Source organism: Pseudomonas sp. NY15354, assembly GCF_048068075.1.
Taxonomy (GTDB): Bacteria; Pseudomonadota; Gammaproteobacteria; order Pseudomonadales; family Pseudomonadaceae; genus Aquipseudomonas; species Aquipseudomonas guariconensis_C.
This window is the reverse complement of record NZ_JBLUPV010000015.1, coordinates 1-25609: the sequence shown is the minus strand read 5'-3', so window position 1 is coordinate 25609 and position 25609 is coordinate 1. Positions and strand designations below refer to the sequence as shown.

The window sequence follows — 25609 nt, the reverse complement described above, 5'->3', positions numbered from 1 at the left end:
GCCCGCCGCACCAGGGTGAGGGAACGGTTTACGGCAGTGCGGCGACCACCGACATCTCGACGAGGATCTCCGGCTCGCACAGCTTGGCCTCGACCGTGGCACGGGCCGGGGCGACGCCCTGAGGCAGCCACTGGTCCCACACCGCATTCATGCCCAGGAAGTGCGCGTCGATGTCCTTCAAGTAGATGGTCACCGAGAGCAGGCGGGTCTTGTCGCTGCCGGCCTGCTCCAGCAGGCGCTCGATGTTCGCCAGCACTTCACGGGTCTGCTGTTCGATCCCGGCGTCCAGGTCGTCCCCCACTTGGCCCGCCAGGTAGACGGTGCCGTTATGGGTGACGATCTGGCTCATGCGCTCATTGGTGAGCTGGCGCTGGATTGCCATGCTTGGAAATCTCCTGATTGTTGCCATAGCGCGAAATGTCGAGGCCTTCGGCGCTGATCTGCGGCTTCTTGCGTGCGATCAGGTCAGCCAGCAGGCGACCGGAACCACAGGCCATGGTCCAACCCAGGGTACCGTGACCGGTGTTCAGGAACAGGTTGCGGTACGGGGTGGCGCCCACGATCGGGGTGCCGTCCGGGGTGGCCGGGCGCAGGCCGGTCCAGAAGCTGGCCTGGCTCAGGTCGCCGCCGCGAGGATAAAGATCGTTGACGATCATCTCCAGGGTTTCACGCCGACGCGGGTTCAGCGAAAGGTCGAAGCCTGCGATTTCGGCCATGCCGCCCACACGAATGCGGTTGTCGAAACGGGTGATGGCGACTTTGTAGGTTTCGTCGAGAATGGTCGAGGTCGGGGCCATGTCCGCATCGGTGATCGGCACGGTCAGCGAGTAGCCCTTGAGCGGGTATACCGGCGCTTTGATGCCCAGCGGCTTGAGCATCTGCGGCGAATAGCTGCCCAGTGCGAGGACGTAACGGTCGGCAGTTTCCAGCTTGCCGTCGATCCACACACCATTGATGCGGTCACCCGCGAAGTCCAGGCGCTGAATGTTCTGGTCGAAGCGGAACTCGACGCCCAGCTTGACCGCCATTTCGGCGAGCTTGGTGGTGAACAGCTGGCAGTCGCCGGTCTGGTCGTTCGGCAGACGCAGGGCGCCGGCCAGGATGTTCTTCACGCCAGCCAGGGCGGGTTCGACGCGGGCGATGCCGTCGCGGTCGAGCAGCTCGTAAGGCACGCCGGATTGCTCGAGGACAGCGATGTCCTTGGCAGCCGCGTCCACCTGGGCCTGGGTGCGGAACAGCTGGGTGGTACCCAGGGAGCGGTTCTCGTAGGCGATGCCGGTTTCGGCGCGCAGTTCGTCGAGGCAGTCGCGGCTGTACTCGGACAAACGCACCATGCGTTCTTTGTTCACCGCATAGCGGTTGGCGGTGCAGTTGCGCAGCATCTGCGCCATCCACAGGTACTGGTCGACGTCACCGGTGAGCTTGATGGCCAGCGGGGCGTGGCGTTCGAGCAGCCACTTGATGGCCTTGACCGGCACACCTGGGGCAGCCCATGGCGAGGCATAGCCGGGCGAGATCTGGCCGGCGTTGGCAAAGCTGGTTTCCATGGCCACTGCCGGCTGGCGGTCGACCACCGTCACTTCGAAACCTTGCCGGGCCAGATAGTAGGCACTGGCGGTTCCAATCACACCGCTACCAAGTACCAGAACTCGCATCGTTTATCCCTCGCACGCGGCTAGCCGCAGACTTTTGTTGAAATGGCTGGATTGGGCGCAGTATAGGGAGGAATAGGCAGTGCATTTCACTATATAAAAGCCTATATTTGGCGAGAATTCTCGGCAAAATCGCCTTTCACGGAGGGGCATCCCCTATGAGAACCCAGCACCAGACCAAGCGTGAACTGGACAAGATCGACCGCAATATTCTGCGCATCCTGCAGAATGACGGCCGCATCTCGTTCACCGAACTGGGCGAAAAGGTCGGCCTTTCCACCACCCCTTGCACCGAACGGGTTCGCCGCCTGGAGCGCGAGGGGATCATCATGGGCTACAACGCCCGCCTTAATCCGCAGCACCTCAAGGGCAGCCTGTTGGTGTTCGTCGAGATCAGCCTGGACTACAAGTCCGGCGACACCTTCGAGGAGTTCCGCCGCGCCGTGCTCAAGCTGCCCCACGTGCTGGAATGCCACCTGGTGTCCGGTGACTTCGACTACCTGGTAAAAGCGCGCATCTCGGAGATGGCCTCCTACCGCAAGCTGCTCGGCGACATCCTGCTCAAGCTGCCCCACGTGCGCGAGTCCAAGAGCTACATCGTGATGGAAGAAGTCAAAGAGAGCCTGTGCCTGCCGATTCCGGAGTAAGGCTCAGACCAGCACCTGGCGGGTGGTGGCAATGAACTGATGCACCAATTGCTCGGCCTGTGGCTCGATCATCTGCTCCGGCCCGCGCCCACGCGGGCAGGCCAGGCGCGGCGTGGTGCCGAACAGTCGGCAAATCATCGGACGCTCCTGATAGACCGTGCAGCCGTGGGGGCCCAGGTGCACGCAGTCCAGGCGCTCCAGTGCGGCGTCCTGTTCGGCGCGAGACTTGCGCGGCAGGCGCGCCATCTCTTCGGCCGAGGTGGTCACCGGGCCGCAGCAGTCGTGACAGCCCGGCTCGCACTCAAAGGAGGGGATCAGTTCGCGTAGAAAATGAATCTTGTGGCTGTTGCAGGACATGGCGAGATAGCGCGCAAGGAAATAGTGAGGGGATTATAGGCCTGTTCAAGGGCGAACCCGCTCCCGCACGTCAATCGCCGCCGGTTCAGCCGCGAACGAGGGCCTAGCCCTCGCTGGTTGCCCCACCGCGATTGCACAGCTTATCCTCGCCGCCTCCCCCATTTTCCAGGGCCGAATCATGATCCACAGCGCGCAGCACGCCGCCTCCTACTACGCCGCCAGCAGCCTGCCGCACACCGCCTACCCGGCCCTCGAAGGCGACCACAGCGCGGACGTCTGCATCGTCGGCGGCGGCTATTCGGGCCTGAACACCGCCATCGAACTGGCCGAGCGCGGCCTGTCGGTCATCCTGCTGGAGGCGCGCAGGATTGGCTGGGGCGCCAGCGGGCGCAACGGTGGGCAGTTGATTCGCGGCGTCGGCCATGGCCTGGAGCAGTTCCTGCCCATCCTCGGCGAGCAAGGCGTGCGCAGCCTCAAACTCATGGGCCTGGAAGCGGTGGATATTGTCCGCGAGCGCGTCGAGCGCCATGCCATTGCCTGCGACCTGACCTGGGGCTATTGCGACCTGGCCAACAAACCGGGCGAACTGGAAGGCTTCGCCGAGGACGCCGAAGAACTGCGCAGCCTGGGCTATCGCCACGAACTGCGCCTGGTGCCGGCCTGCGACATGCACAATGTGGTGGGCTCGGACCGCTATGTGGGCGGGTTGATCGACATGGGCTCGGGCCACCTGCACCCGCTCAACCTGGCCCTGGGCGAAGCACGGGTCGCCGCCAGCCTGGGCGTGAAGCTGCACGAGCTGTCAGAGGTGACGCGCATCGACTATGGCCCACAGGTGCAGGTCCATACCGCCAAAGGACGCGTGCGCGCCAACACTTTGGTGCTGTGCTGCAACGCCTACCACAACGACCTGAACCGCGAACTGGGCGGCAAGGTGCTGCCCGCCGGCAGCTACATCATCGCCACCGAACCGCTGGGCGAGGAGCGTGCCCGCCAACTGCTGCCGCAGAACATGGCCGTCTGCGATCAGCGGGTCGCGCTGGACTACTATCGCCTGTCGGCCGACCACCGCTTGCTGTTCGGCGGAGCCTGCCATTACTCCGGGCGCGACCCGAAGGATATCGCCGCCTATATGCGCCCCAAGATGCTCAAGGTGTTTGCGCAACTGGCCGACGTGCGCATCGACTACCAATGGGGCGGCATGATCGGCATCGGTGCCAACCGCCTGCCGCAGATCGGACGCCTGGCCAGCCAGCCCAACGTCTATTACGCCCAGGCCTACTCAGGCCACGGCGTGAACGCCACCCACCTGGCCGGGCGCCTGCTCGGTGAAGCCATCAGCGGCCAACAGAGCGGGCGCTTCGATCTGTTCGCCCAGGTCCCGCACATCACCTTCCCCGGCGGCAAGCTGCTGCGCTCGCCGCTGCTGGCCCTGGGCATGCTCTGGCATCGGCTCAAGGAACTGGCCTGAATCCCGGAACTATGCGCAGATCTGTGGGGGTTTACCCGCGAAGCATGTAACGCGGTGGATGGCACCGGCTTTGCCGGTGTTCGCGGGTGAATCGGAGCGCCGAACCGCCCACAAGGTCTGCACTCGCCGCACGCTCCCACAACAATCGCATTCAGTCTTTCCAGAAGGGTTTGCGCCCTTCTTCACGCGCCTGCTCCCAGCTCAGGCCGATGTCCCTCAGCTGGCCATCGTCCAACTGCAACAAGGCCCGGCGAGTGCGCCAGCGGTGCAGCATCAAACCCCAACGTCCCAGCCCGGCCGGGGCGTTGTAGACCTTCGGCCGCAGGCCCTCTTCCAGTTCCTCGGCCAACAATTGCAAACGTACATCGCTCACGCCGCCCATCACTGCGCTCTCCTGCTCTGATCGAACCGTGGAGAAAGCATGCGGGTTTGCGCCCTCGACAATACAGATCCAATACTGGCTTATTATTCCCATACAGAATTGGCCGAAACACGACTGAATGACGTATTTTCAGCCCATCTGTACCGGTCGATGTCACAGACAGTACCCAGGAGTATGCCGTGACCCTCTATCTGAACCTCGCCGAACTGCTCGGCGCCCGCATCGAGCAGGGCCTGTACCGCCCAGGCCAGCGCCTGCCGTCGGTGCGCGCCTTGAGCCTGGAGCATGGGGTCAGCCTGAGCACCGTGCAGCAGGCCTATCGCCTGCTCGAAGACAACGGCCTGGTCTCGCCACGGCCCAAGTCAGGCTATTTCGTCGCCGAGGACCGCAGCTTGCCTGCCCTGCCCGCCATGAGCCGCACCGCCCAGCGCCCGGTGGACATCTCGCAGTGGGAGCAAGTCCTGGAGTTGGTGCGCAGCACGCCGCAAAAAGGGGTGATGCAACTGGGTCGCGGCATGCCCGACATCGACAGCCCGACCCTCAAGCCCCTGCTGCGAAGCCTGGCCCAGCTCAGCCGGCGCCAGGACATGCCGGGGCTGTACTACGACAACATTCACGGCAACCTGGCCCTGCGTGAGCAGATCGCCCGGCTGATGCTCGACTCCGGCTGTCGCCTGGGCCCGGCCGACCTGGTGGTGACCACCGGCTGCCACGAGGCGCTGTCCACCAGCATCCGCGCCGTGTGCGAGCCGGGAGATATCGTTGCCGTCGAGGCTCCCAGCTTCCACGGCGCCATGCAGACCCTCAAGGGCCTGGGCATGAAGGCCCTGGAGATTCCCACCGACCCGCTCACCGGCATCAGCCTTGAGGCCCTGGAGCTGGCACTGGAACAGTGGCCGATCAAACTCATCCAGCTCACCCCCAGTTGCAACAACCCGCTGGGCTACATCATGCCCGAGGCGCGCAAGAAGGCGTTGCTGACCCTCGCCCAGCGCTACGACGTGGCCATTCTCGAGGACGATGTGTACGGCGACTTGGCCTACACCTACCCGCGACCGCGGACCATCAAGTCATTCGACGAAGACGGCCGTGTGTTGCTGTGCAGCTCCTTCTCCAAGACCCTGGCGCCGGGCCTGCGGGTCGGCTGGGTCGCGCCCGGACGCTACCTGGAACGGGTGCTGCACATGAAGTACATCAGCACCGGCAGCACCGCCAGCCAGCCGCAACTGGCCATCGCCGACTTCATCCAGGCAGGCCACTATCAGCCCCACGTGCGCCGCATGCGCACCCAGTATCAGCGTGGCCGCGATCAAATGAGCGACTGGGTGACGCGATACTTTCCGCCTGGCACCCGCGCCAGCCGGCCCCAGGGCGGGTTCATGCTGTGGGTTGAATTGCCGGAAAGTTTCGATACGCTGCGCCTGAACCGGGCTTTACTGGAGCAGGGGGTGCAGATTGCCGTCGGCAGCATCTTCTCGGCGTCGGGCAAGTACCGGCATTGCCTGCGCATGAACTTTGCCGCGCGGCCCACGCCACAGATCGAGGCTGCCGTACGCAAAGTAGGTGAAACCGCCCTTCGTCTACTGGAAGCGGACGAAGACCCGGCGTAACTTTGCGCCGCCCTCCACGGTCCAAACCATAAGCCCTTGCTGTACAGGACGATCCTCCCTTGAGACTCCAGCGAGCTCTGCCCCTCTTGCTGGCGCTGCTGCTTGGCCTGTCGGGCTGCGCCAGCGTCAGCATGCCCCGCCAAGTCAGCCAGACGCTGCCAGCCAGCGAGTCGGCGTTCGGCCGCTCCGTCCAGCGTCAGGCCGCGCCCTATGACGGACGCTCGGGCTTTCGCCTGCTGCCCAACAGCAACGAGGCGTTTCGCGCCCGCGCCGAGCTGATCCGCAACGCCCAGGCGAGCATCGACCTGCAGTACTACATCGTCCACGATGGCTTGAGCACCCGCGCCCTAGTCCATGAACTGCTGCGCGCTGCCGACCGCGGCGTGCGCGTGCGCGTGCTGCTCGACGACACCACCAGCGACGGCCTCGACACCATGATGGGTACCCTCGCCGCCCATCCCAATATCCAGATCCGCGTGTTCAACCCCCTGCACCTGGGGCGCAGCACCGGGGCCACCCGTGCCGTAGGCCGACTGTTCAACCTCTCGCGCCAGCACCGGCGCATGCACAACAAGCTGTTCCTGGTGGACAACAGCATGGCCATCGTTGGCGGCCGCAACCTGGGCGATGAATACTTCGACGCCGAACCGAACCTCAATTTCACCGACATCGACCTGCTCGGCGTGGGCCCGGTGGCCGACCAGCTCGGCCACAGCTTCGACCAGTACTGGAACAGCGCCTTGAGCCTGCCGATCGGTGACTTCCTCTGGCGCCAGCCGGATGCCAACGACCTGCGTGCCAGCCGCAAGCGCCTGGAGATTTCACTGGCGCAAGCGCGGGTCAAGCACAAAGCCTTGTACGACCGCTTGATGGCCTACCAGTCCAATCCACGGCTGGACGCGTGGCGCAACGAGCTGATCTGGGCCCACAGCAAGGCCCTGTGGGATTCACCCAGCAAGGTGCTGGCCCAAGATGAGCCGGACCCGCACCTGCTGATGACCCAGCAGTTGGCACCGGAGCTTGCCAATGTGCATCGCGAGCTGATCCTGGTGTCGGCCTACTTCGTACCGGGCGAATCGGGCTTGCTGTACTTGACCAGCCGCGCCGACGCCGGCACCTCGATCAAGCTGCTGACCAACTCGTTGGAAGCCACGGATGTACCGGCGGTGCACGGTGGCTATGCTCCCTATCGCCGCGCCCTGCTCGAGCACGGCGTGCAACTGTACGAACTGCGCCGCCAACCCGGTGACCCGAGCGCCTACCGTAGCCTGCGCCTGTATGGCAGCTCCGATTCCAGCCTGCACAGCAAGGCCATCGTCTTCGACCGACGCAAGACCTTCATTGGCTCGTTCAACTTCGACCCGCGTTCGGTGCTGTGGAACACCGAGGTCGGCGTGCTGGTCGACAGCCCCGAATTGGCCGAATACACCCGTGACCTCGCGGTGCAGGGCATGGCGCCAGCGCTGAGTTATCAGGCAAAGCTGGTGGGAGACAAACTGGTGTGGGTGACCGAAGACAACGGCAGACGCCGCATGCTCACCTCCGAACCCGGCGGGCTGTGGCGGCGCTTCAATGCCTGGATCAGCAAGGCTGTGGGGCTGGAGAAGATGCTTTAGTACAGGTTTACAGTCCTTCGCAGCACAAGACCGCGCCTACAGGTACGACGCAACCTTCTGTAGGAGCGGCCTTGTGCCGCGAAGGGCTGCAAAGCAGGCCCAACCTCGATATCAAGCCGAAGCAGGCTCGAAGGCGTCGCGCCGCCGGGTCAACACCACCAACCCCGCAGCCCCTGCCGCCATCAGCCACGGCAATGCATGCCCACTGATCCACTGGCTGCCAGCGCCGGCAATCAACGGCCCGAGCAGGCAACCGATACCCCACAGCTGTGCCACATGCGCGTTGGCGCGCACCAGCTCGTCATCCCGATAACGCTCGCCGATCAGCACCAGCGACAGGGTGAACAGGCCACCGGCACTGGCCCCGAACAATACCCAGACCGGCCAGATGGCAGGCGTGTGCAACGTGAGCGGGATGGCCAGGCTCGACACGAGCAAGGTCAGGGCGCAGCCACTGAACAGCGTCCGCCGCGACATGTAGTCGGCCAGGGCACCAATCGGCAGCTGCAGCACGGCATCGCCCACCACCACGGTGCTGACCATGAACAACGCGATCTCGGCAGTGAACCCTTGTTGCAGGCAGTACACCGGCAGCAAGGTCAGGATCATCGCCTCGAAGGCGGCAAACAGCGCAATGGCCCAGGCGATCACCGGCAGGCGCCGGCAGAACCCGAAAAGGTCGCCGAAGGTGACGCTGCACGCCTCGGTGCTGGGCGCACCGCCGCGCCCCATCAACAGCAACGGCGCAAACAGCAGCAGCGCTGTGGCGGCCCAAAAGCCGAAGTCATCGTCAGAGCCAAGGAACCCCAGCACCAGCGGACCGGCAAGCTGGCTCAAGGCATAGCTGCTGCCATACAGCGCCACCAGCCGGCCACGCCATTGCTCGACCACCAGTTGGTTGATCCAGCTCTCACCCAGGATGAACACCACGGTCAGGGCCATGCCGATCACCAGGCGCAACGCCAACCACAGGGCATAGCTGGGCAACACTGCCACCAGCCCGATCGACAGCGCACCGCCCCACAGGCACAGGCGCATCGCCGCCGGTACGCCCACCCAGCCGGCCAGGCGACTGGCCAGGCTGGCCCCGAGCAGCACACCGAGCGCGGGCATCGCCGCCATCACGCCAATGGCGAACCCACCGTAGCCCCAGGCCTCCAGGCGCAAGGACACCAGCGGCATGCTTACGCCGAGCGCGAGCCCGACACTGAGCACCGACGCCAGCACGGCAAAATAGGTTCCCCAACGCATGACAGCCTCCCAGGCAGATCTTGAACAGCAGAGACGACAAAGCCGGGACGGCATGGGCCGGCCCGGCTAGTTTCTTTCGGAGCTGCTGTGCAGCCCATCGCGGGTGAACCCACGCCTACAGCGGATTCACCCACGAAAAGGGCCGCCAAGCGGCCCCGCTGGATTTACAGCTTGATCCAGGTCGCTTTCAGCTCGGTGTACTTCTCCAGTGCGTGCAGCGACTTGTCACGGCCGTTACCCGACTGCTTGAAACCGCCGAATGGCGCGGTCATGTCGCCACCGTCGTACTGGTTGACCCACACGCTGCCGGCGCGCACGGCACGGGCGGTGTTGTGGGCCTTGGAGATGTCCGCGGTCCAGATGCCAGCCGCCAGGCCGTACGGGGTGTCGTTGGCAATGGCCACGGCTTCCTCGGCGGTGTCGAAGGTGATGACCGACAGCACGGGGCCGAAGATCTCTTCCTTGGCAATCTTCATGGCGTTGGTCACGCCGTCGAAGATGGTCGGCTCGACGTAGGTGCCGCCGGTCTCTTCCAGAATACGCTTGCCGCCAGCGAGCAGCTTGGCGCCGTCCTGGTGGCCGGCATCGATGTACGACAGCACGGTGTTCATCTGCTGGGTGTCCACCAGCGCGCCGACGGTGGTCGACGGATCCAGCGGGTTGCCCGGCTTCCAGGCCTTCAGGGCCTCGACGACCATCGGCAGGAATTTGTCCTTGATCGAGCGCTCGACCAGCAGACGGGAGCCTGCGGTGCAGACTTCGCCCTGGTTGAAGGCGATGGCGCTGGCAGCAGCTTCGGCAGCGGCCTTCAGGTCAGGAGCGTCGGCGAAGACGATGTTCGGGCTCTTGCCACCGGCTTCCAGCCAGACGCGCTTCATGTTCGACTCGCCTGCGTAGACCATCAGTTGCTTGGCGATCTTGGTCGAGCCGGTGAACACCAGGGTATCGACGTCCATGTGCAGGGCCAGGGCCTTGCCCACGGTGTGGCCGTAGCCTGGCAGCACGTTCAGCACGCCGGCCGGGATACCAGCCTCGATCGCCAGTTGGGCGATGCGGATGGCGGTCAGTGGCGACTTTTCCGAAGGCTTGAGGACGATGGAGTTACCGGTGGCCAGGGCCGGGCCGAGTTTCCAGCAGGCCATCAGCAGCGGGAAGTTCCACGGCACGATCGCGCCGACCACGCCCACAGGCTCGCGGGTCACCAGGCCCAGCTGATCGTGCGGGGTCGGGGCGACTTCGTCGTAGACTTTATCGATGGCTTCGGCCGTCCAGTGGATGGCGTTGGCAGCACCGGGAACGTCGATGGTGGAGGAGTCACCGATCGGCTTGCCCATGTCCAGGGTTTCCAGCAGGGCCAGCTCTTCGACGTTCTTGCGCAGCAGGTCGGCGAAGCGGATCAGGGTGGCTTTGCGCTTGGCCGGGGCCTGGCGCGACCAGACGCCGGATTCGAACACGGCGCGGGCATTTTCGACAGCGCGGTTGGCGTCGGCCAGATCGCAGCTGGCAACCTTGGCCAGGAAGCGTCCGTCCACCGGGCTCAGGCAGTCGAAGGTTTCACCGGATGCGGCATCGGTGTATTCGCCGTTGATGAAGGCGCGACCTTCGATCTTCAATTGCTGGGCACGCTGTTCCCAATCCGCACGAGTCAGGGTGGTCATACGAAACTCCTCCTCTTGTTAAGGTGCAACGCCGTACTGAGGACATCACGACGTGTCAATAATTCTGGCCGGGCGACAAGCGCACACTGGCACCCGACACCCTAAACCAGCCGCTAGAAACTATCAATATATTTGACACGAATGGCCTAAACGCCTACTGATGTGCATTTTATTAAACAACAAAAGGGAATCACCATGAGCATCGGCACCATCATCGACTTCGCCCAGGCACTCACCGAGGCCGAACGCTACCGCCCAGCTGCGGAAAAAATCCTCAAGGGCGAGCCGGACCAGGCGGTCTACAACCACTATTCCAGCCCATGCGGCCAATTCGCGGCAGGTGTGTGGGAAGGCGAGATCGGCCAATGGACGGTGAATTACACCGAGCATGAATACTGCGAGATCACCCAGGGTGTTTCGGTGCTGCGCGACCAGGAAGGCAATGCCAAGACCCTGCGTACCGGCGATCGGTTCGTGATCCCGGCCGGCTTCAAAGGCACCTGGGAGGTGCTGGAGCCCTGCCGCAAGATCTATGTCATGTTCGAACAGAAGTAATAGTTAACGCAGGGGCAGGACCGCTCGGCGGGAGGATGGCCTGGCCCATGTCGGGCCATCGACCGCTAAGGAGCGACACCATGACCAACGAAGAAGTCTTGCAAGCCTTGTCTCATCTGATCGGTAGCCGTTATGCGCCCTCGATCAAGGACGAGATCAGCGCCATCACCCTGCGCCCTCGTGTCGTTGGGCCGGGCGAGATGTCCACCCGGGAGTTCGACCCGATGCGAATTCACATTCAGGCGGACGCGAACGGCATTATCGAAGGTTTCGCCTTCAACTGACCTGAACGCCGGGCATAAAAAACCCGCTTCCGAGGAAGCGGGTTTTTTTCAGGTTGCCGATCAATTACTTGATCTTGGCTTCCTTGTAGACCACGTGCTTGCGGACGACCGGATCGTATTTCTTGATCTCGATCTTGTCCGGAGTGGTGCGCTTGTTCTTGTCGGTGGTGTAGAAGTGGCCGGTACCGGCACTCGAAACCAGACGGATCAATTCACGCATGATGTTCTCCCTTAAACCTTGGCGCCAGCACGACGGATGTCGGCCAGAACGGCATCGATACCGCGCTTGTCGATGATACGCATGCCCTTGGCGGAAACGCGCAGACGCACGAAGCGCTTCTCGGACTCAACCCAGAAACGGTGGTGCTGCAGGTTTGGCAGGAAACGACGACGGGTTTTGTTGTTTGCGTGGGAAATGTTGTTCCCGGTTACCGGACCCTTACCGGTAACTTGACAGACTCTCGACATGCCTCAGCCCTCTAAAACCACATGCCCAACCCGGCATGGGTTGGCCGCTTAATCTCTCAGTCTATGGCGCCAGGCGCCGTGTTTCCGGGGGTCTTATCGACCGAATCGGCTTGCGCGACAGACCGTGCCCCTAGAAAAGAGCGCTGCTTTATACCAGAAAGACTCGGCCACAACAATAGAAGATACGCATCCTGATAGGGCCGAGCGCGCCCGGCCAGCATAGCGACAAGGCTGGCGTGCTGTCGACCGCTCGTCGCCAGGCGAGCGAAAAAGAAGGTGGTCATTTATCAATGCGCACACTAGGGTAGGACGTTTCATTCAACTGCACAGCCAGATGGGCCACGGATCAGCCAAGGAGCCACCATGCGTGTCGCCGCCCTTTCATTGTTGTTCACCTCCCTGTTCGCCGCAGGCCTCGCCCAGGCGGCGCCCCTCTCCGTCTGCACCGAGGCCAGCCCCGAAGGCTTCGACGTGGTCCAGTACAATTCGCTGACCACCACCAACGCCTCGGCCGATGTGCTGATGAATCGCCTGGTGGAATTCGATGCCAGCCAGGGCAAGGTGGTGCCCAGTCTGGCGGAAAGCTGGACAGTGTCCGATGACGGCCTGATCTACGACTTCAAACTGCGCAATGGCGTGAAATTCCACTCCACGCCGTGGTTCAAGCCCAGCCGTGAGCTGGACGCCGACGACGTGCTGTTCAGCTTCCAGCGCATGCTCTACCCCGCCCACGCCTGGCACAAGACGGCGCCCGGCGGCTACCCGCATGCCCAATCGCTGCAGCTGGCCACCCTGATCAAACTGATCGAGGCGCCGGAGCCGCACACGGTGCGCTTCACCCTGACCCACCCGGATGCCACGTTCCTGGCCACCCTGAGCATGGGCTTCGCTTCGATCTATTCCGCCGAGTATGCCGACAAGCTACTCAAGGCCGGCACCCCGGAAAAACTCAACAGCCAGCCAGTCGGCACCGGGCCGTTCGTGTTCCAGCGCTTCCAGAAGGACGCGGTGGTGCGCTACCGCGCCAACCCCGACTATTTCGCAGGCAAACCTGCGGTCGACCCGCTGATCTACGCCATCACCCCGGACGCCAACGTACGCCTGCAGAAGCTCAAGCGCGGCGAATGCCAGGTGGCCCTTTCGCCCAAGCCGCTGGATATCACCGAAGCGGGCCAGGACGGCAACCTCAAGACCGCCAGCACCCCGGCCTTCATGACGGCGTTCGTCGCCCTCAACAGCCAGCACCCACCGCTGGACAAGCCCGAAGTACGCCAGGCCATCAACCTTGCCTTCGACAAGCCCGCCTATCTCAAGGCCGTGTTCGAAGGCACCGCCACTGCGGCCAACGGCCCCTACCCGCCCAACACCTGGAGCTACGCCAAAGACTTGCCCGGCTACACCCTGGACCTGAAAAAGGCCAAGGCGCTGCTGGCCAAGGCCGGGTTTGCGGACGGTTTTGCCACCACGATCTGGACCCGTCCTTCAGGCAGCCTGCTCAATCCCAACCCGAGCCTCGGCGCACAGATGCTCCAGGCAGACCTGGCGAAGATCGGCATCAAGGCCGAGATCCGCGTGATCGAATGGGGCGAGCTGATCCGCCGTGCCAAGGCCGGCGAGCATGACCTGCTGTTCATGGGCTGGGCGGGGGACAACGGCGATCCGGACAACTTCCTCAGCCCGCAGTTTTCCTGTGCGGCGGTCAAATCCGGCACCAACTTCGCGCGGTTCTGCGACAACCGCCTGGATCAGCTGATCAGCGCCGGACGCACCACCAATGACCAGAGCGTGCGCAGCCGCTTGTACCAGCAGGCGCAGACGCTGATCCAGCAGCAGGCGCTGTGGCTGCCATTGGCTCACCCGACCGCGGCCACACTGCTGCGCCAGGGCGTGGAGGGCTACCAGGTGAGCCCGTTCGGGCGATTGGATTTCAGCAAGGTTTCCGTCACGCGCTAAGCAGGGGCCAGGGGCGCTTTGCGCCCCATCGCAGGCTGCGCCAGCCTCCACAGCTCGGCGGCCCTCAAGAACGCTGCTGTACCTGTGAGAGCCCTAGGCGACAAACCACCCCTGCTCGACCATCGACAGCGGCTCGCCATCCCCGACAATGACATGATCGAGCACCCGCACATCGATCAAGGCCAACGCACGCTTGAGCATCAGGGTCATGTGCACGTCATCCTCACTGGGCTCGCAATGGCCTGAAGGATGGTTGTGACAGATGATCATCGCCGCGGCGTTATGCAACAGCGAGCGCCGCACCACTTCGCGGGGATAGATGCTGGCCCGATCGATCGTGCCGCGGAACAGAATCTCGAAAGCCAGCGGCCGATGCTTGGTATCCAGGAATAGGCAGCCGAATACCTCACTGGCCTCATGGCGCAACATGGACTTCAGGTAACGTCGCACAGCCGAGGGGTTTTCCATGACAGAGTCACGCTCAAGCGACTTGGCCAGATTCCTCCGTCCAATTTCCAGCAGCGCCTGCAATTGGCTATACCTGACCGGGCCAAGCCCTAGCTCACCCAGAAATGCCGCCCTGTCGGCCTCAAGCAACTGACGCAAGCCACCAAACTTCACCAATAGCCCACGCGACAACTCGAGGACATTGCACCCACGCACACCAGACCCAAGGAATACCGCCAGCAATTCAGCGTCCGACAGACTACCCACCCCTTGTTGCAACAACTTCTCCCGTGGTCTCTCCGCCACAGGCCACTCCCTGATGTTCATACCCCTCCTTGCGTGTTACTGCGGCGCGTTTCGGCCCTGTGTTAATCTATTTCGCTCCGTAGATGCGACGATCTGCCGCAGGCAGTTGTCGTCGCCGCCCGCTTTCACTGGATAAAGGCAAGCCTATGCAGCGGTTGTATCGCAAGCGCATCGTTCTCGGCGTGGGTGGCGGCATCGCCGCCTACAAGAGCGCCGAGCTGATCCGCCGACTCCTGGAACACGGCGCGCAGGTGCGCGTCGTCATGACCCGCGGTGGCGCCGAGTTCATCACGCCACTGACCCTGCAGGCGCTCTCCGGCCACCCGGTGCACATGGATCTGCTCGACCCTGCCGCGGAAGCTGCGATGGGGCACATCGAACTGGCCAAATGGGCCGACCTGGTACTGATCGCCCCCGCCACCGCCGACCTCATGGCGCGCCTGGCGCAGGGCATGGCAGATGACCTGCTGACCACCTTGGTGCTGGCCACCGATGCCACTGTTGCCGTGGCCCCGGCCATGAACCAGGCCATGTGGCGCGACCCGGCCACCCAGGCCAATCTCGAACTGCTCAAGAGCCGCGGCATCCAGGTGTTCGGCCCGGCCTCCGGCAGCCAGGCCTGTGGCGATGTAGGCCTTGGCCGCATGCTCGAAGCCACGGATCTCGCCTGGTGCGCCGCCGAAAGCTTCAAACGCCAGTCACTGACCGGCAAGCACGTGTTGATCACTGCCGGCCCGACCCAGGAAAACATCGACCCGGTGCGCTACATCACCAATCATAGCTCCGGAAAGATGGGCTTCGCCCTGGCTGAGGCGGCCGCCGAAGCCGGGGCTCGGGTAACCCTGGTCACAGGCCCCGTGCACCTGCCGACACCCGATCGCGTCAACCGGATCGACGTGGTGAGCGCGCGGGACATGCTCGCTGCCTGCGAAGCGGCCATGCCCTGCGACCTGTTCATCGCCTCGGCAGCGGTCGCGGACTACCGCCCAGAAGTCGTTGCCCCGCAAAAACTCAAGAAAGACCCTACGACCGGCGACGGCATGCTGCTGCAGATGGTGCGCAATCCGGATATCCTTGCGACCATCGCAGGGCGCACCGACCGTCCGTTCAGCGTCGGCTTCGCCGCCGAGACCGAACATCTGCTCGATTACGCCACGCGCAAGCTCAAGGACAAGAACCTCGATCTGATCGTCGCCAATGATGTGGCCAACCCCAGCATCGGCTTCAACAGCGAGGAAAATGCCCTGACCGTCATCGACCGCCAGCAGCACCAGACCCTCTTCGCGCAGACCAGCAAGGGCAAGATCGCCCGGCAGTTGGTCGCCTTCATCGCCGAACGGCTCAACCAGGTTCAATAAGTTACATGCACGCTCTTCAAGCCAAGATTCTCGACGCCCGCCTGGGCAACGAATTCCCTCTCCCGCAGTACGCCACCCCTGGCTCCGCCGGCCTGGACCTGCGCGCCATGCTCAAGGAAGATACCGTCCTGGAACCTGGCCAGACCCTGCTGATTCCAACCGGCCTGTCGGTGTACATCGGCGACCCAGGCCTGGCCGCCATGATCCTTCCGCGCTCGGGCCTGGGTCACAAGCACGGCATCGTGCTGGGCAACCTGGTCGGCCTGATCGACTCGGACTACCAGGGCGAGTTGATGGTCTCCTGCTGGAACCGCGGCCAGACGCCATTCACCATCGCCATCGGCGAGCGCATCGCGCAGCTGGTGCTGGTGCCTGTGGTGCAGGCGCATTTCGACATCGTCGAGTCCTTCGACGAGAGCCAGCGCGGAGCTGGCGGCTTCGGTCACTCCGGCAGCCACTGAGCCCGCTTGACGACCGTTGGGCCATGGATGGCGAACTCTCTGGCCAAAGCACCGTCCAAGCGTTCAGTTTGCGCCTGCCCAGAAGCCTTTGATTATTGGAGCACCCAGAGATGAACGACATGGCCCACCTGGTACCCGCACTGCCCGAGAGCATCTTCCGCGCCTACGACATCCGTGGCGTTGTCGGCAAAACCCTGACCGGCGAGACTGCCTATTGGATCGGCCGTGCCATCGGCGCCCAGACCCTCGCCCAGGGCGAGCCGCAGATCTCGGTCGGTCGCGATGGCCGCCTGTCCGGCCCTATGCTGGTCGAGCAACTGATCAAGGGCCTGGTCGACGCCGGTTGCCAAGTCAGCGACGTAGGCCTGGTTCCGACCCCCGCGCTGTACTACGCCGCCAATGTGTTGGCCGGCAAATCCGGCGTGATGCTCACCGGCAGCCACAACCCGCCTGACTACAACGGCTTCAAGATCGTGATTGCTGGCGACACCCTGGCCAATGAACAGATCCAGGCCCTGCTGACCCGCCTGAAAACCAATGACCTGAGCCATGGCGAAGGCCGCGTCGAGCGTGTCGAGATCCTGGAGCGTTACTTCCAGCAGATCACCGGCGACGTGAAACTGGCCAAGAAACTCAAAGTGGTGGTGGATTGCGGCAACGGCGCCGCCGGCGTCATCGCCCCGCAATTGATCGAGGCCCTGGGCTGCGAGGTCATCCCGCTGTTCTGCGACGTCGACGGCAACTTCCCCAACCACCACCCGGACCCGGGCAAGCCCGAAAACCTCGTGGACCTGATCGCCAAGGTCAAGGAAACCGGCGCCGATATCGGCCTGGCCTTCGACGGGGACGGCGACCGTGTGGGCGTGGTGACCAACACCGGCACCATCGTCTATCCCGATCGCCTGCTGATGCTCTTCGCCCAGGACGTGCTGTCGCGCAACCCCGGTGCCGAGATCATTTTCGACGTCAAATGCACCCGTCGCCTGACGCCACTGATCGAGCAGCATGGCGGCCGCGCCCTGATGTGGAAGACTGGCCACTCGCTGATCAAGAAGAAAATGAAACAGACCGGCTCGCTGCTGGCCGGCGAGATGAGCGGACACATCTTCATCAAGGAACGCTGGTACGGTTTCGACGACGGCATCTACAGCGCCGCACGCCTGCTGGAGATCCTCAGCAAGGTCGATCAGGACGCCGAAAGTCTGTTCGCGGCGTTCCCGAACGATATTTCGACGCCGGAAATCAACATTGATGTGACCGACGAGAGTAAATTCAGCATCATTGATGCACTGCAACGCGACGCCGACTGGGGCGATGCCAACCTCACCACCATCGATGGTGTGCGAGTCGACTACGCCCAGGGCTGGGGTCTGGTTCGCGCCTCCAACACCACCCCGGTGCTGGTACTGCGCTTCGAGGCCGAAAGCGACGCCGAGCTGCAACGTATCCAGGCTGTCTTGCGCACGCAGTTGCTGCGTGTCGATCCAGCCCTGCAACTGCCGTTCTGACCGACTATCCGTTCCTTACCTGGAGCCCTGCATGACCCTCGATCGCGATGCCGCTTCCCATGTAGCCGAGGTTTTGTCCGAAGCACTGCCTTACATTCGCCGCTTTGTCGGCAAGACCCTGGTGATCAAGTACGGCGGCAACGCGATGGAGAGCGAAGAGCTCAAGACCGGCTTTGCCCGGGACATCGTGCTGATGAAGGCCGTGGGCATCAACCCAGTGGTCGTGCACGGTGGCGGCCCGCAGATCGGTGATCTGCTCAAGCGCCTGTCGATCGAAAGCCACTTCATCGATGGCATGCGCGTCACCGACTCGGCCACCATGGACGTAGTGGAGATGGTCCTGGGCGGCCAGGTCAACAAGGACATCGTCAACCTGATCAACCGTCACGGCGGCAGCGCCATCGGCCTGACCGGCAAGGATGCTGAACTGATCCGCGCCAAGAAACTCACCGTCAGCCGCCAGACACCGGAGATGACCCAGCCGGAAATCATCGACATCGGTCATGTGGGCGAAGTGGTGAGCGTCAACACCGACCTGCTGAACATGCTGGTAAAAGGCGACTTCATCCCGGTGATCGCACCGATTGGCGTGGGTGAGAACGGCGAGTCCTACAACATCAACGCCGACTTGGTGGCGGGCAAGGTGGCCGAGGCGCTGAAAGCCGAGAAGCTGATGCTGCTGACCAACATCGCTGGCCTGATGGACAAGCAAGGCACCGTCCTGACAGGCCTGACCACCGAGCAGGTCAACGAGCTGATCGCCGACGGCACCATCTACGGCGGCATGCTGCCCAAGATCAAATGCGCACTGGAGGCAGTACAAGGCGGCGTGAACAGCTCGCACATCATCGATGGTCGCGTACCGAACGCCGTGCTGCTGGAGATCTTCACCGACAGCGGCGTGGGTACCTTGATCACCAACACCAAGCGTCACTGATCGCTTGGTCTGTCAGATGGCTCTTACCATCTGGCGCCAATTCACGGAAAAAGGCGACCTTTAGGGTCGCCTTTTTTTATGCGTCCTCGCTGCACCCACGCTTTAAGCTCCCGCCGCACATAAAGTTTTTTTACCTGGCGCCGAAAAAGTAATGGCATAGCGCCATCGTTCTAATTTTTTCTAGTGGAGATATCGCGTGAAACACGCATCACAAGGACTCGTGCTGGTAGCCGCTCTGGCTATCGGGTCCCTTACCGGCTGCGCAACAGAAACCTCCACGGCAGTCGCCGTGCAGCAGGTGGAAAGCGTCAGCCGCCCCTACAGCGGCGTTCGTGCGCCGATCGCCGTGGGCAAGTTCGACAATCGCTCCAGCTATATGCGTGGCATCTTCTCCGACGGCGTTGACCGCCTCGGCGGTCAGGCCAAAACCATCCTGATCACCCATTTGCAGCAGACCAATCGCTTCAATGTGCTCGACCGCGACAACATGGGCGAGATCCAGCAGGAAGCGGCGATCAAAGGCCAGGTCCAGCGCCTCAAAGGCGCCGACTTCGTGGTGACGGGCGATGTGACCGAGTTCGGCCGCAAAGAGGTCGGCGATCATCAGCTGTTCGGCATCCTGGGCCGCGGCAAGACCCAGATCGCCTACGCCAAGGTTGCACTGAACATCGTCAATATCAGCACCTCCGAGGTGGTCTATTCGAGCCAGGGCGCGGGTGAATATGCGCTCTCCAACCGCGAGATCATCGGCTTCGGCGGCACCGCCAGCTATGACTCCACCCTCAATGGAAAGGTCCTCGACCTGGCCATGCGCGAAGCCGTGAACAAACTGGTCAATGCCGTGGAAAGCGGCCAATGGAAGCCACAAGCACAGTAAGTGCATAGGACAAGGAAGACAGTGACATGACGACCCCACTCTCGGCCTGGCGCGCTGGCGCCGCGCTCTTGCTGGGCTGCACCCTGCTGGCCGGCTGCAGCGGGCAAAAGCCCATGTATCAATGGGAGAGCTACCAGCCCCAGGTATATGAGTACTTCAAAGGTGAGTCCTCGAAAGAGGAGCAGGCCATTGCCCTGGAGCGCGACCTGGAAAAGATCAAAGCCAAGAATGGCAGCGTGCCTCCGGGCTACCACGCTCAACTGGGCCTGCTGTATGCCGGCCTGGGTAAAGATGACCAGATGATTCAGCAGCTGCGCACAGAAAAAGCCCTGTTTCCTGAGTCGGCAGCCTACATGGACTTTCTGATGAACAACGCCAGCAAAAGGGACAAGCAATGACCAGACGCCTCACCCAACTGCTCGCGAGTGTCTGCGTGCTGGCCTTGCTGACCGGCTGCGCCGAACGCAAGACCATCGACTACACGGCGTACAAGCAAAGCCGCCCCAAATCCATCTTGATCCTGCCACCGCTGAACGAGTCGCCGGACGTCAAAGCCACCTACAGCATGCTGTCCCAGGTGACCTATCCACTGGCCGAGGCCGGCTACTATGTGATGCCCGTGGCACTGGTGGACGAGACATTCCGCCAGAACGGCCTGAGCACACCCTCCGATATCCACCAACTGCCGACCAACAAGCTGCACGAGATCTTTGGCGCGGATGCAGGCCTGTATGTCACCGTCAGCGACTACGGTACTCGCTACATGGTGCTCAGCAGCGCAACTGTCGTCACCGCCAGCGCCAAACTGGTGGACCTCAAAAGCGGAACCACCTTGTGGACGGGTAGCGCCAGCGCCTCGAGCGAAGAGGGTCGGCAGAACCAAGGGGGTCTGATCGGCATGCTGGTCACCGCCGCTATCAACCAGATCATCAGCAACGTACAAGATGATGCGGGTTACCCGATCGCAGGCATGACCAGCACTCGACTGCTCACACCCCAGCCCAATGGCGGCATCCTCTATGGTCCCCGTTCGCCGAAGTACGGCACGGACTGAGCGTAGCCAGCATCGCGGCAGTTCGGCGCGAATGAGGCCTGAATAGCCAGCATAAAAAAGGCGACCCTCTCACGAAGGTCGCCTTTTTCATTTTCAACGCGCGAATCAGATCCCGTACTGGGCCCGATAGGCTTCGACCGCTGGCAGGTGCTGCTTGAGCTGTGGATCGTCGGCCAGGAACTCCAGCACCTGGGTCAGCGAAACGATGCTGACGACCGGGATGCCGAAGTCGCGCTCGACTTCCTGGATCGCCGACAGCTCGCCATTGCCACGCTCTTCGCGGTTCAGGGCGATCAGAACGCCAGCGGCCTTGGCCTGCTGGGCGTTGATGATCTGCATCACTTCGCGAATGGCGGTGCCAGCGGTGATCACGTCGTCGATGATCAGCACGTCACCGGCCAGGGGAGCACCGACCAGGCTGCCGCCTTCGCCGTGATCCTTGGCTTCCTTGCGGTTGAAGCACCATGGCACATCGAGCTGGTGTTGCTCGGCCAGGGCCACGGCAGTGGCTGCCGCCAGGGGAATACCCTTGTAGGCAGGGCCGAACAGCACGTCGAACGGGATCTTGCTGTCGACGATGGCCGCCGCGTAGCAACGCCCCAGTTGCGCCAGTGCAGAGCCGGTATTGAACAGGCCGGCATTGAAGAAGTACGGGCTGGTACGCCCCGATTTCAGGGTGAACTCACCGAAGCGCAGAACCCCGCGATCGATGGCAAAACGAATGAAGTCGCGCTGATACGGCTGCATGAAGAGTCCCAGACACCACGGATTTAGCTAAATGAGTTGAGCTCGGGTATCATACACGCACGAGATTTTTGGGGCCATTTATGCGGATCATCAGTGTGAACGTAAATGGCATTCAGGCTGCGGCCGAGCGTGGATTGCTCAGCTGGCTGCAAGCCCAGAATGCCGACGTCATCTGCCTTCAGGATACCCGCGCCTCGGCCTTTGAACTCGACGACCCAGCTTTCCAGCTCGATGGCTATTTCCTTTACGCCTGCGACGCGGAGGTGCCAGCCCAAGGTGGCGTGGCACTGTACTCGCGGATGCAGCCCAAGGCAGTCATCACCGGCCTGGGCTTCGAGACAGCCGACCGTTACGGGCGTTACCTGCAAGCGGATTTCGACAAGGTAAGTATTGCCACCTTGCTGCTGCCTTCGGGCATGAACGGCGATGAGGACTTGAACCAGAAGTTCAAGTTGATGGACGACTTCGCCCGCTACCTGGACAAGCAGCGTCGCAAGCGTCGCGAGTACATCTACTGCGGCTCGCTGTACGTGGCGCAGCAGAAGCTCGACATCAAGAACTGGCGCGACAGCCAGCAGTCGCCAGGCTTCCTGCCACCGGAGCGTGCGTGGATGGACGCAATCGTTGGCGACATGGGTTACGTCGACGCCCTGCGCGAAGTCAGCCGCGAAGGCGACCAGTACAGCTGGTGGCCGGACAACGAGCAGGCCGAAATGCTCAACCTGGGTTACCGGTTCGATTACCAGATCCTCACCCCAGGCCTGCGTCGCTTCGTGCGTAATGCCCGCCTGCCGCGCCAGCCGCGGTTCTCCCAGCATGCGCCACTGATCGTGGACTACGACTGGACGCTGACCATCTAAAGCATGGGGCTGCCTAGCAGCAGCCCATTCGCGGGTAAACCCGCTTCCACAGGTATGGCGTCGCACGCAAGAGCGGCGCAGACCTTGTGGGAGCGGGTTTTCCGCGAATGGGCCTCAGAAAAACCTACTTGATCGGTCGCCAGATCAGCGGATAGCGGTAAGGCTTGCCCTCGTTGGCCTTGACGCCCGCAAGGATGGCCAGGACCAGCACCGCCACCGTCAGAATGGCGAACAGCACGATCCCCACCAGCACGAACATCAGCAGGAAGCAGATGAACCCTGCGATGGTCACGCTGATCTGGAAGTTCAGCGCCTCCTTGCCTTGCGCGTCGATGAAAGGATCCAGCTCACGCTTCCAGATCCACATCACCAGCGGACCCAGCAGGTGCCCAAGGGGCACCACCAGGCCCAGCAGCGCCGAGAGATGACAGAACATCGCCCACTGCCGGATCTCGGCGTTGGGTGGGGCGACCGGCAGGTCGTCAGGTTCGTTCATGTTCCACACCTCCTTGGCGTACAGGTCAGTCGGCCAGCGAGGCCTTCTGCAGTTCGAAGATTTCGGTCATGCCTTTTTGCGCCAGGGCGAGCATGGCGTTGAAGTCTTCAGGCTGGAACGGGGCGCCTTCGGCGGTGCCCTGCACCTCGATGAAGCCACCGGCGCTGGTCATGACCACGTTCAGGTCGGTCTCGGCGGCGGAGTCTTCCAGGTAGTCCAGGTCGAGCACGGCCTCGCCCTGGTACATGCCCACCGAGACAGCGGCGATCATGTGCTTGAGCGGGTTGCCGCCCTTGAGACCGCCACGCTTCTTGATCACCGCCAAGGCGTCGCACAGCGCGACCATGGCACCGGTGATCGACGCGGTGCGGGTGCCGCCATCGGCCTGGATCACGTCGCAGTCGACGTACAGGGTGACATCGCCCAGCTTGCTCATGTCCAGCGCGGCGCGCAGAGAACGGCCGATCAGGCGCTGGATTTCCAGGGTGCGACCGCCCTGCTTGCCACGGCTCGCCTCACGCTGGTTACGCTCGCCGGTGGAGCGCGGCAGCATGCCGTACTCGGCAGTCAGCCAACCCTGGCCCTGACCCTTGAGGAAGCGGGGAACACCATTTTCGACGCTGACCGTGCAGACGACCTTGGTGTCGCCGAACTCGACCAGTACCGACCCCTCGGCGTGCTTGGTGTAGTTGCGGGTGATGCGGATCGAGCGGAGCTGATCGGCGGCGCGACCACTTGGACGTTTCATCTGGGATACCTGTACCGGGACTTGAATCTGGCGAGCATTATAAGGCCCGTCGCCCTGGGAAGACATGCCTATTGTCGCGCTCCCGGCAGCCTGTCGTCTTTTCCCACCGGCCCTGCGGGCTGTCTGTAACATGGGCGGATTGGGCGCCCGCACCGCACTGCGTTACAATCCCGCGCCTTGGCCGAAAGGCTTCCCCGTTCATTCAGACTTCGCGAGGTACTCTCCATGGTGCACAGCATGACCGCATTTGCTCGCGTCGAGCGCGCCGGCAGCCAAGGCACCCTGGCCTGGGAACTGCGCTCGGTCAACCACCGCTATCTGGAACCTCACCTGCGCCTGCCCGAAGCCTTGCGTGATCTGGAAGGCGCAGTACGCGAAGGCCTGCGCCAAGGGTTGTCGCGCGGCAAGGTCGAATGCACCCTGCGCCTGAGCGAAGACAACACCGGCAAGCCCCTGCAAGTCGACCGTGAGCGCGCCGCGCAGTTGGTCGCCGCCGCCGAGACCGTCGCCGGGCTGATCAAACAGCCCGCGCCGCTGAACCCGCTCGAAGTCCTGGCCTGGCCCGGCGTGCTGGTGGCAGATGCCAGCGATCCACAAGCCCTCAATGCCGAAGCCATGGCGCTGTTCGACGAAGCACTCGCCGAGCTCAAGGCTGGGCGTCAGCGCGAAGGTCTGGAACTGGCCCGTCTGATCAACGAGCGGCTGGATGGCATGACCACTGAAGTCACCACCCTGCGCGCCCTGGTGCCACAGATGCTGGCCGCCCAGCGCCAGCGCATTCTCGACCGATTCAATGATCTGCAGGCCGAACTCGACCCGCAGCGCCTGGAGCAGGAGATGGTGCTGCTGGCCCAGAAGAGCGACGTGGCCGAAGAGCTGGACCGCCTGAGCACCCACATCACCGAAGTCCGTCGCGTGCTCAAGTCCGGCGGTGCAGCCGGCCGGCGCCTGGACTTCCTGATGCAGGAGCTCAATCGCGAGGCCAACACCCTGGGTTCCAAGGCGTTCGACCCGCGCAGCACTCAGGCGGCGGTCAACCTCAAGGTGTTGATCGAACAGATGCGTGAACAAGTACAGAATATCGAGTAAGGCCACCCCTACCATGAACCACAGCAGCGGCACCCTCTACATCGTCTCGGCCCCTTCCGGCGCCGGCAAAACCAGCCTGGTCACAGCGCTGATCCAGGACGATCCACGCATCAGCGTCTCGGTTTCGCACACCACGCGCAACAAGCGCCCGGGCGAAGAACACGGCGTGAACTACCACTTCGTCAGCCATGACGAGTTCAAAGCCCTGATCGAGCGCAACGACTTCCTCGAGCACGCCGAGGTGTTCGGCAACTTCTACGGCACCTCACGCAGCGCGCTGCAGCAGGCTCTCGACCAGGGTCAGGACCTGATCCTGGAAATCGACTGGCAAGGCGCCCAGCAGGTCCGCAAGCTGATGCCAGAAGCGCTTTCGGTGTTCATCCTGCCGCCGAGCCAGCAGGCTCTGCGCCAGCGCCTGGACAACCGCGGCCAGGACAGCGAAGAAATCATCGAGGGCCGCATGAAGGAAGCGGTCAGCGAGATGGTGCACTACGACGAGTACGACTACGTCATCATCAACGATGACTTCGCCGATGCACTGGAAGACCTCAAGGCAGTGTTCCGCGCGAACCGCAATGATGATTCGCAGGCTGCGCAGCGCGCCGAGGCGCTCAAGCTGCATCAGCAACAGCAGCGCCATGGGGCGCTGCTCAAGCAACTGATCGGCTGAAACAAAAAGGGGCTGCGTTCGCAGCCCCTTTTTTTTGGTTCTTCACGGAATCCCGGGAAAGACAGAAACAAGAACGCCGGTTTGATGGATGATGTTCGTGCGAGCAAACACATCTACAAACCGGCGTTCTTGTGCACGATATTAATA

Annotated in this window: 28 protein-coding genes and 1 pseudogene; 17 read left to right on the top strand and 12 right to left on the bottom strand. The window is 62.8% G+C overall.

Features of this window, described 5'->3' with window-relative positions:
• Positions 1-28: 28 nt before the first annotated feature.
• Together ACNFCH_RS15635 and dadA are read right to left on the bottom strand one after the other, a co-directional pair.
• Positions 29-382: a RidA family protein gene (locus tag ACNFCH_RS15635; protein ID WP_070093855.1), complete on the bottom strand. Its 354-nt coding sequence runs from the start codon at positions 380-382 to the stop codon at positions 29-31.
• Complete coding sequence (gene dadA / locus ACNFCH_RS15630) at positions 354-1655, bottom strand: D-amino acid dehydrogenase (RefSeq protein ID WP_337157645.1); 1302 nt, start codon at positions 1653-1655, stop codon at positions 354-356. Before dadA ends, ACNFCH_RS15635 begins: the two co-directional genes overlap by 29 nt.
• A 155-nt stretch (positions 1656-1810) precedes the next feature.
• Between dadA and ACNFCH_RS15625 the strand changes: the two genes are divergently transcribed.
• The gene (locus tag ACNFCH_RS15625; protein ID WP_043213006.1) at positions 1811-2299 is read left to right on the top strand and encodes an Lrp/AsnC ligand binding domain-containing protein; all 489 of its coding nucleotides are present in this window, start codon (positions 1811-1813) and stop codon (positions 2297-2299) included.
• Between the two features lie 3 nt (positions 2300-2302).
• On the opposite strand, the gene ACNFCH_RS15620 is transcribed toward ACNFCH_RS15625, so the two are convergent.
• Positions 2303-2656 carry a YkgJ family cysteine cluster protein gene (locus ACNFCH_RS15620; protein WP_416743081.1) on the bottom strand — a complete coding sequence of 118 codons (354 nt, stop codon included), beginning with the start codon at positions 2654-2656 and terminating at the stop codon, positions 2303-2305.
• Between the two features lie 178 nt (positions 2657-2834).
• Between ACNFCH_RS15620 and ACNFCH_RS15615 the strand changes: the two genes are divergently transcribed.
• Positions 2835-4127, top strand: coding sequence for an NAD(P)/FAD-dependent oxidoreductase (locus tag ACNFCH_RS15615; protein WP_416743080.1), 1293 nt, complete (start codon positions 2835-2837; stop codon positions 4125-4127).
• Positions 4128-4278: 151 nt separating this feature from the next.
• Here the strand turns inward: ACNFCH_RS15615 and ACNFCH_RS15610 are convergent, their stop codons facing one another.
• Entirely contained in the window at positions 4279-4509 is a 231-nt protein-coding gene (locus ACNFCH_RS15610; protein WP_196163350.1) for a DUF1127 domain-containing protein, read from the bottom strand.
• Between the two features lie 179 nt (positions 4510-4688).
• On the opposite strand from ACNFCH_RS15610, the gene ACNFCH_RS15605 reads away from it, so the two are divergent.
• Both ACNFCH_RS15605 and ACNFCH_RS15600 read left to right on the top strand, forming a co-directional pair.
• Positions 4689-6119, top strand: a complete 1431-nt coding sequence (locus ACNFCH_RS15605; protein WP_337157648.1) for a PLP-dependent aminotransferase family protein — start codon at positions 4689-4691, stop codon at positions 6117-6119.
• Between the two features lie 59 nt (positions 6120-6178).
• Positions 6179-7735, top strand: a complete 1557-nt coding sequence (locus ACNFCH_RS15600) for a phospholipase D family protein (RefSeq protein ID WP_337157649.1) — start codon at positions 6179-6181, stop codon at positions 7733-7735.
• Between the two features lie 111 nt (positions 7736-7846).
• Here ACNFCH_RS15600 and ACNFCH_RS15595 read toward each other — a convergent pair whose 3' ends face one another.
• Positions 7847-8986, bottom strand: coding sequence for an MFS transporter (locus ACNFCH_RS15595; protein WP_416743079.1), 1140 nt, complete (start codon positions 8984-8986; stop codon positions 7847-7849).
• Between the two features lie 164 nt (positions 8987-9150).
• Positions 9151-10644, bottom strand: coding sequence for an aldehyde dehydrogenase (locus ACNFCH_RS15590; protein WP_043212993.1), 1494 nt, complete (start codon positions 10642-10644; stop codon positions 9151-9153).
• A gap of 195 nt (positions 10645-10839) precedes the next feature.
• Between ACNFCH_RS15590 and ACNFCH_RS15585 the strand changes: the two genes are divergently transcribed.
• Positions 10840-11199, top strand: a complete 360-nt coding sequence (locus ACNFCH_RS15585; protein WP_337157651.1) for a cupin domain-containing protein — start codon at positions 10840-10842, stop codon at positions 11197-11199.
• Between the two features lie 80 nt (positions 11200-11279).
• On the top strand, positions 11280-11483 hold the full coding sequence (locus tag ACNFCH_RS15580; RefSeq protein ID WP_337157652.1) for an I78 family peptidase inhibitor: 204 nt from the start codon (positions 11280-11282) through the stop codon (positions 11481-11483).
• 64 nt (positions 11484-11547) lie between these two features.
• Here the strand turns inward: ACNFCH_RS15580 and rpmG are convergent, their stop codons facing one another.
• Together rpmG and rpmB are read right to left on the bottom strand one after the other, a co-directional pair.
• A complete protein-coding gene (rpmG, locus tag ACNFCH_RS15575) occupies positions 11548-11703 on the bottom strand; it encodes a 50S ribosomal protein L33 (RefSeq protein WP_003253507.1) in 156 nt (51 codons plus the stop codon).
• An 11-nt stretch (positions 11704-11714) separates the two neighbouring features.
• Positions 11715-11951 (bottom strand): 50S ribosomal protein L28, encoded by a 237-nt coding sequence (gene rpmB, locus ACNFCH_RS15570; protein ID WP_043212989.1) that lies wholly within the window; start codon positions 11949-11951, stop codon positions 11715-11717.
• A 363-nt stretch (positions 11952-12314) separates the two neighbouring features.
• Here rpmB and ACNFCH_RS15565 point away from each other — a divergent pair, with 363 nt between their 5' ends.
• Positions 12315-13904 carry an ABC transporter substrate-binding protein gene (locus ACNFCH_RS15565; RefSeq protein ID WP_416743078.1) on the top strand — a complete coding sequence of 530 codons (1590 nt, stop codon included), beginning with the start codon at positions 12315-12317 and terminating at the stop codon, positions 13902-13904.
• A 93-nt stretch (positions 13905-13997) separates the two neighbouring features.
• On the opposite strand, the gene radC is transcribed toward ACNFCH_RS15565, so the two are convergent.
• The gene (gene radC / locus ACNFCH_RS15560; protein WP_337157654.1) at positions 13998-14678 is read right to left on the bottom strand and encodes a RadC family protein; all 681 of its coding nucleotides are present in this window, start codon (positions 14676-14678) and stop codon (positions 13998-14000) included.
• A gap of 125 nt (positions 14679-14803) precedes the next feature.
• On the opposite strand from radC, the gene coaBC reads away from it, so the two are divergent.
• The 7 genes and pseudogenes from coaBC to ACNFCH_RS15525 all read left to right on the top strand — a co-directional run bounded on the left by coaBC (position 14804) and on the right by ACNFCH_RS15525 (position 20852).
• Positions 14804-16015, top strand: a complete 1212-nt coding sequence (gene coaBC / locus ACNFCH_RS15555) for a bifunctional phosphopantothenoylcysteine decarboxylase/phosphopantothenate--cysteine ligase CoaBC (protein ID WP_070093841.1) — start codon at positions 14804-14806, stop codon at positions 16013-16015.
• A gap of 5 nt (positions 16016-16020) precedes the next feature.
• The gene (gene dut, locus ACNFCH_RS15550; RefSeq protein WP_070093840.1) at positions 16021-16476 is read left to right on the top strand and encodes a dUTP diphosphatase; all 456 of its coding nucleotides are present in this window, start codon (positions 16021-16023) and stop codon (positions 16474-16476) included.
• 134 nt (positions 16477-16610) lie between these two features.
• Positions 16611-17984: pseudogene (locus tag ACNFCH_RS15545) on the top strand (phosphomannomutase/phosphoglucomutase); the annotation flags it as partial.
• 31 nt (positions 17985-18015) lie between these two features.
• Positions 18016-18921 (top strand): acetylglutamate kinase, encoded by a 906-nt coding sequence (gene argB, locus ACNFCH_RS15540; protein WP_337157656.1) that lies wholly within the window; start codon positions 18016-18018, stop codon positions 18919-18921.
• A gap of 196 nt (positions 18922-19117) precedes the next feature.
• Positions 19118-19798, top strand: coding sequence for a CsgG/HfaB family protein (locus ACNFCH_RS15535; RefSeq protein ID WP_337157657.1), 681 nt, complete (start codon positions 19118-19120; stop codon positions 19796-19798).
• Between the two features lie 26 nt (positions 19799-19824).
• Positions 19825-20196 (top strand): DUF4810 domain-containing protein, encoded by a 372-nt coding sequence (locus ACNFCH_RS15530; protein WP_337157658.1) that lies wholly within the window; start codon positions 19825-19827, stop codon positions 20194-20196.
• A complete protein-coding gene (locus ACNFCH_RS15525; RefSeq protein ID WP_337157659.1) occupies positions 20193-20852 on the top strand; it encodes a DUF799 domain-containing protein in 660 nt (219 codons plus the stop codon). Before ACNFCH_RS15530 ends, ACNFCH_RS15525 begins: the two co-directional genes overlap by 4 nt.
• Positions 20853-20957: 105 nt before the next feature.
• Here ACNFCH_RS15525 and pyrE read toward each other — a convergent pair whose 3' ends face one another.
• Positions 20958-21599 carry an orotate phosphoribosyltransferase gene (pyrE, locus tag ACNFCH_RS15520; protein WP_011536401.1) on the bottom strand — a complete coding sequence of 214 codons (642 nt, stop codon included), beginning with the start codon at positions 21597-21599 and terminating at the stop codon, positions 20958-20960.
• A gap of 80 nt (positions 21600-21679) precedes the next feature.
• Here pyrE and ACNFCH_RS15515 point away from each other — a divergent pair, with 80 nt between their 5' ends.
• Positions 21680-22459 carry an exodeoxyribonuclease III gene (locus ACNFCH_RS15515; RefSeq protein ID WP_043212963.1) on the top strand — a complete coding sequence of 260 codons (780 nt, stop codon included), beginning with the start codon at positions 21680-21682 and terminating at the stop codon, positions 22457-22459.
• 124 nt (positions 22460-22583) lie between these two features.
• Here ACNFCH_RS15515 and ACNFCH_RS15510 read toward each other — a convergent pair whose 3' ends face one another.
• Both ACNFCH_RS15510 and rph read right to left on the bottom strand, forming a co-directional pair.
• Positions 22584-22955 carry a DUF4870 domain-containing protein gene (locus ACNFCH_RS15510; RefSeq protein WP_196163180.1) on the bottom strand — a complete coding sequence of 124 codons (372 nt, stop codon included), beginning with the start codon at positions 22953-22955 and terminating at the stop codon, positions 22584-22586.
• Positions 22956-22980: 25 nt separating this feature from the next.
• Positions 22981-23703 carry a ribonuclease PH gene (gene rph / locus ACNFCH_RS15505; RefSeq protein WP_337157660.1) on the bottom strand — a complete coding sequence of 241 codons (723 nt, stop codon included), beginning with the start codon at positions 23701-23703 and terminating at the stop codon, positions 22981-22983.
• A gap of 225 nt (positions 23704-23928) precedes the next feature.
• On the opposite strand from rph, the gene ACNFCH_RS15500 reads away from it, so the two are divergent.
• Positions 23929-24792: a YicC/YloC family endoribonuclease gene (locus ACNFCH_RS15500; protein ID WP_196163179.1), complete on the top strand. Its 864-nt coding sequence runs from the start codon at positions 23929-23931 to the stop codon at positions 24790-24792.
• A gap of 13 nt (positions 24793-24805) precedes the next feature.
• A complete protein-coding gene (gene gmk / locus ACNFCH_RS15495; RefSeq protein ID WP_196163178.1) occupies positions 24806-25462 on the top strand; it encodes a guanylate kinase in 657 nt (218 codons plus the stop codon).
• Positions 25463-25609 lie beyond the last annotated feature (147 nt).

Coding starts and splice junctions, on each gene's coding strand:
- radC (WP_337157654.1), bottom strand. CDS start 14,678: ATGAACATCAGGGAGTGGCCTGTGGCGGAGAGACCACGGGAGAAGTTG.
- pyrE (WP_011536401.1), bottom strand. CDS start 21,599: ATGCAGCCGTATCAGCGCGACTTCATTCGTTTTGCCATCGATCGCGGG.
- ACNFCH_RS15615 (WP_416743080.1), top strand. CDS start 2,835: ATGATCCACAGCGCGCAGCACGCCGCCTCCTACTACGCCGCCAGCAGC.
- coaBC (WP_070093841.1), top strand. CDS start 14,804: ATGCAGCGGTTGTATCGCAAGCGCATCGTTCTCGGCGTGGGTGGCGGC.
- ACNFCH_RS15580 (WP_337157652.1), top strand. CDS start 11,280: ATGACCAACGAAGAAGTCTTGCAAGCCTTGTCTCATCTGATCGGTAGC.
- rpmB (WP_043212989.1), bottom strand. CDS start 11,951: ATGTCGAGAGTCTGTCAAGTTACCGGTAAGGGTCCGGTAACCGGGAAC.
- rph (WP_337157660.1), bottom strand. CDS start 23,703: ATGAAACGTCCAAGTGGTCGCGCCGCCGATCAGCTCCGCTCGATCCGC.
- ACNFCH_RS15635 (WP_070093855.1), bottom strand. CDS start 382: ATGGCAATCCAGCGCCAGCTCACCAATGAGCGCATGAGCCAGATCGTC.
- ACNFCH_RS15515 (WP_043212963.1), top strand. CDS start 21,680: ATGCGGATCATCAGTGTGAACGTAAATGGCATTCAGGCTGCGGCCGAG.
- dadA (WP_337157645.1), bottom strand. CDS start 1,655: ATGCGAGTTCTGGTACTTGGTAGCGGTGTGATTGGAACCGCCAGTGCC.
- ACNFCH_RS15500 (WP_196163179.1), top strand. CDS start 23,929: ATGGTGCACAGCATGACCGCATTTGCTCGCGTCGAGCGCGCCGGCAGC.
- ACNFCH_RS15625 (WP_043213006.1), top strand. CDS start 1,811: ATGAGAACCCAGCACCAGACCAAGCGTGAACTGGACAAGATCGACCGC.
- argB (WP_337157656.1), top strand. CDS start 18,016: ATGACCCTCGATCGCGATGCCGCTTCCCATGTAGCCGAGGTTTTGTCC.
- ACNFCH_RS15525 (WP_337157659.1), top strand. CDS start 20,193: ATGACCAGACGCCTCACCCAACTGCTCGCGAGTGTCTGCGTGCTGGCC.
- ACNFCH_RS15585 (WP_337157651.1), top strand. CDS start 10,840: ATGAGCATCGGCACCATCATCGACTTCGCCCAGGCACTCACCGAGGCC.
- gmk (WP_196163178.1), top strand. CDS start 24,806: ATGAACCACAGCAGCGGCACCCTCTACATCGTCTCGGCCCCTTCCGGC.
- ACNFCH_RS15595 (WP_416743079.1), bottom strand. CDS start 8,986: ATGCGTTGGGGAACCTATTTTGCCGTGCTGGCGTCGGTGCTCAGTGTC.
- ACNFCH_RS15510 (WP_196163180.1), bottom strand. CDS start 22,955: ATGAACGAACCTGACGACCTGCCGGTCGCCCCACCCAACGCCGAGATC.
- dut (WP_070093840.1), top strand. CDS start 16,021: ATGCACGCTCTTCAAGCCAAGATTCTCGACGCCCGCCTGGGCAACGAA.
- ACNFCH_RS15610 (WP_196163350.1), bottom strand. CDS start 4,509: ATGGGCGGCGTGAGCGATGTACGTTTGCAATTGTTGGCCGAGGAACTG.
- ACNFCH_RS15530 (WP_337157658.1), top strand. CDS start 19,825: ATGACGACCCCACTCTCGGCCTGGCGCGCTGGCGCCGCGCTCTTGCTG.
- rpmG (WP_003253507.1), bottom strand. CDS start 11,703: ATGCGTGAATTGATCCGTCTGGTTTCGAGTGCCGGTACCGGCCACTTC.
- ACNFCH_RS15565 (WP_416743078.1), top strand. CDS start 12,315: ATGCGTGTCGCCGCCCTTTCATTGTTGTTCACCTCCCTGTTCGCCGCA.
- ACNFCH_RS15620 (WP_416743081.1), bottom strand. CDS start 2,656: ATGTCCTGCAACAGCCACAAGATTCATTTTCTACGCGAACTGATCCCC.
- ACNFCH_RS15590 (WP_043212993.1), bottom strand. CDS start 10,644: ATGACCACCCTGACTCGTGCGGATTGGGAACAGCGTGCCCAGCAATTG.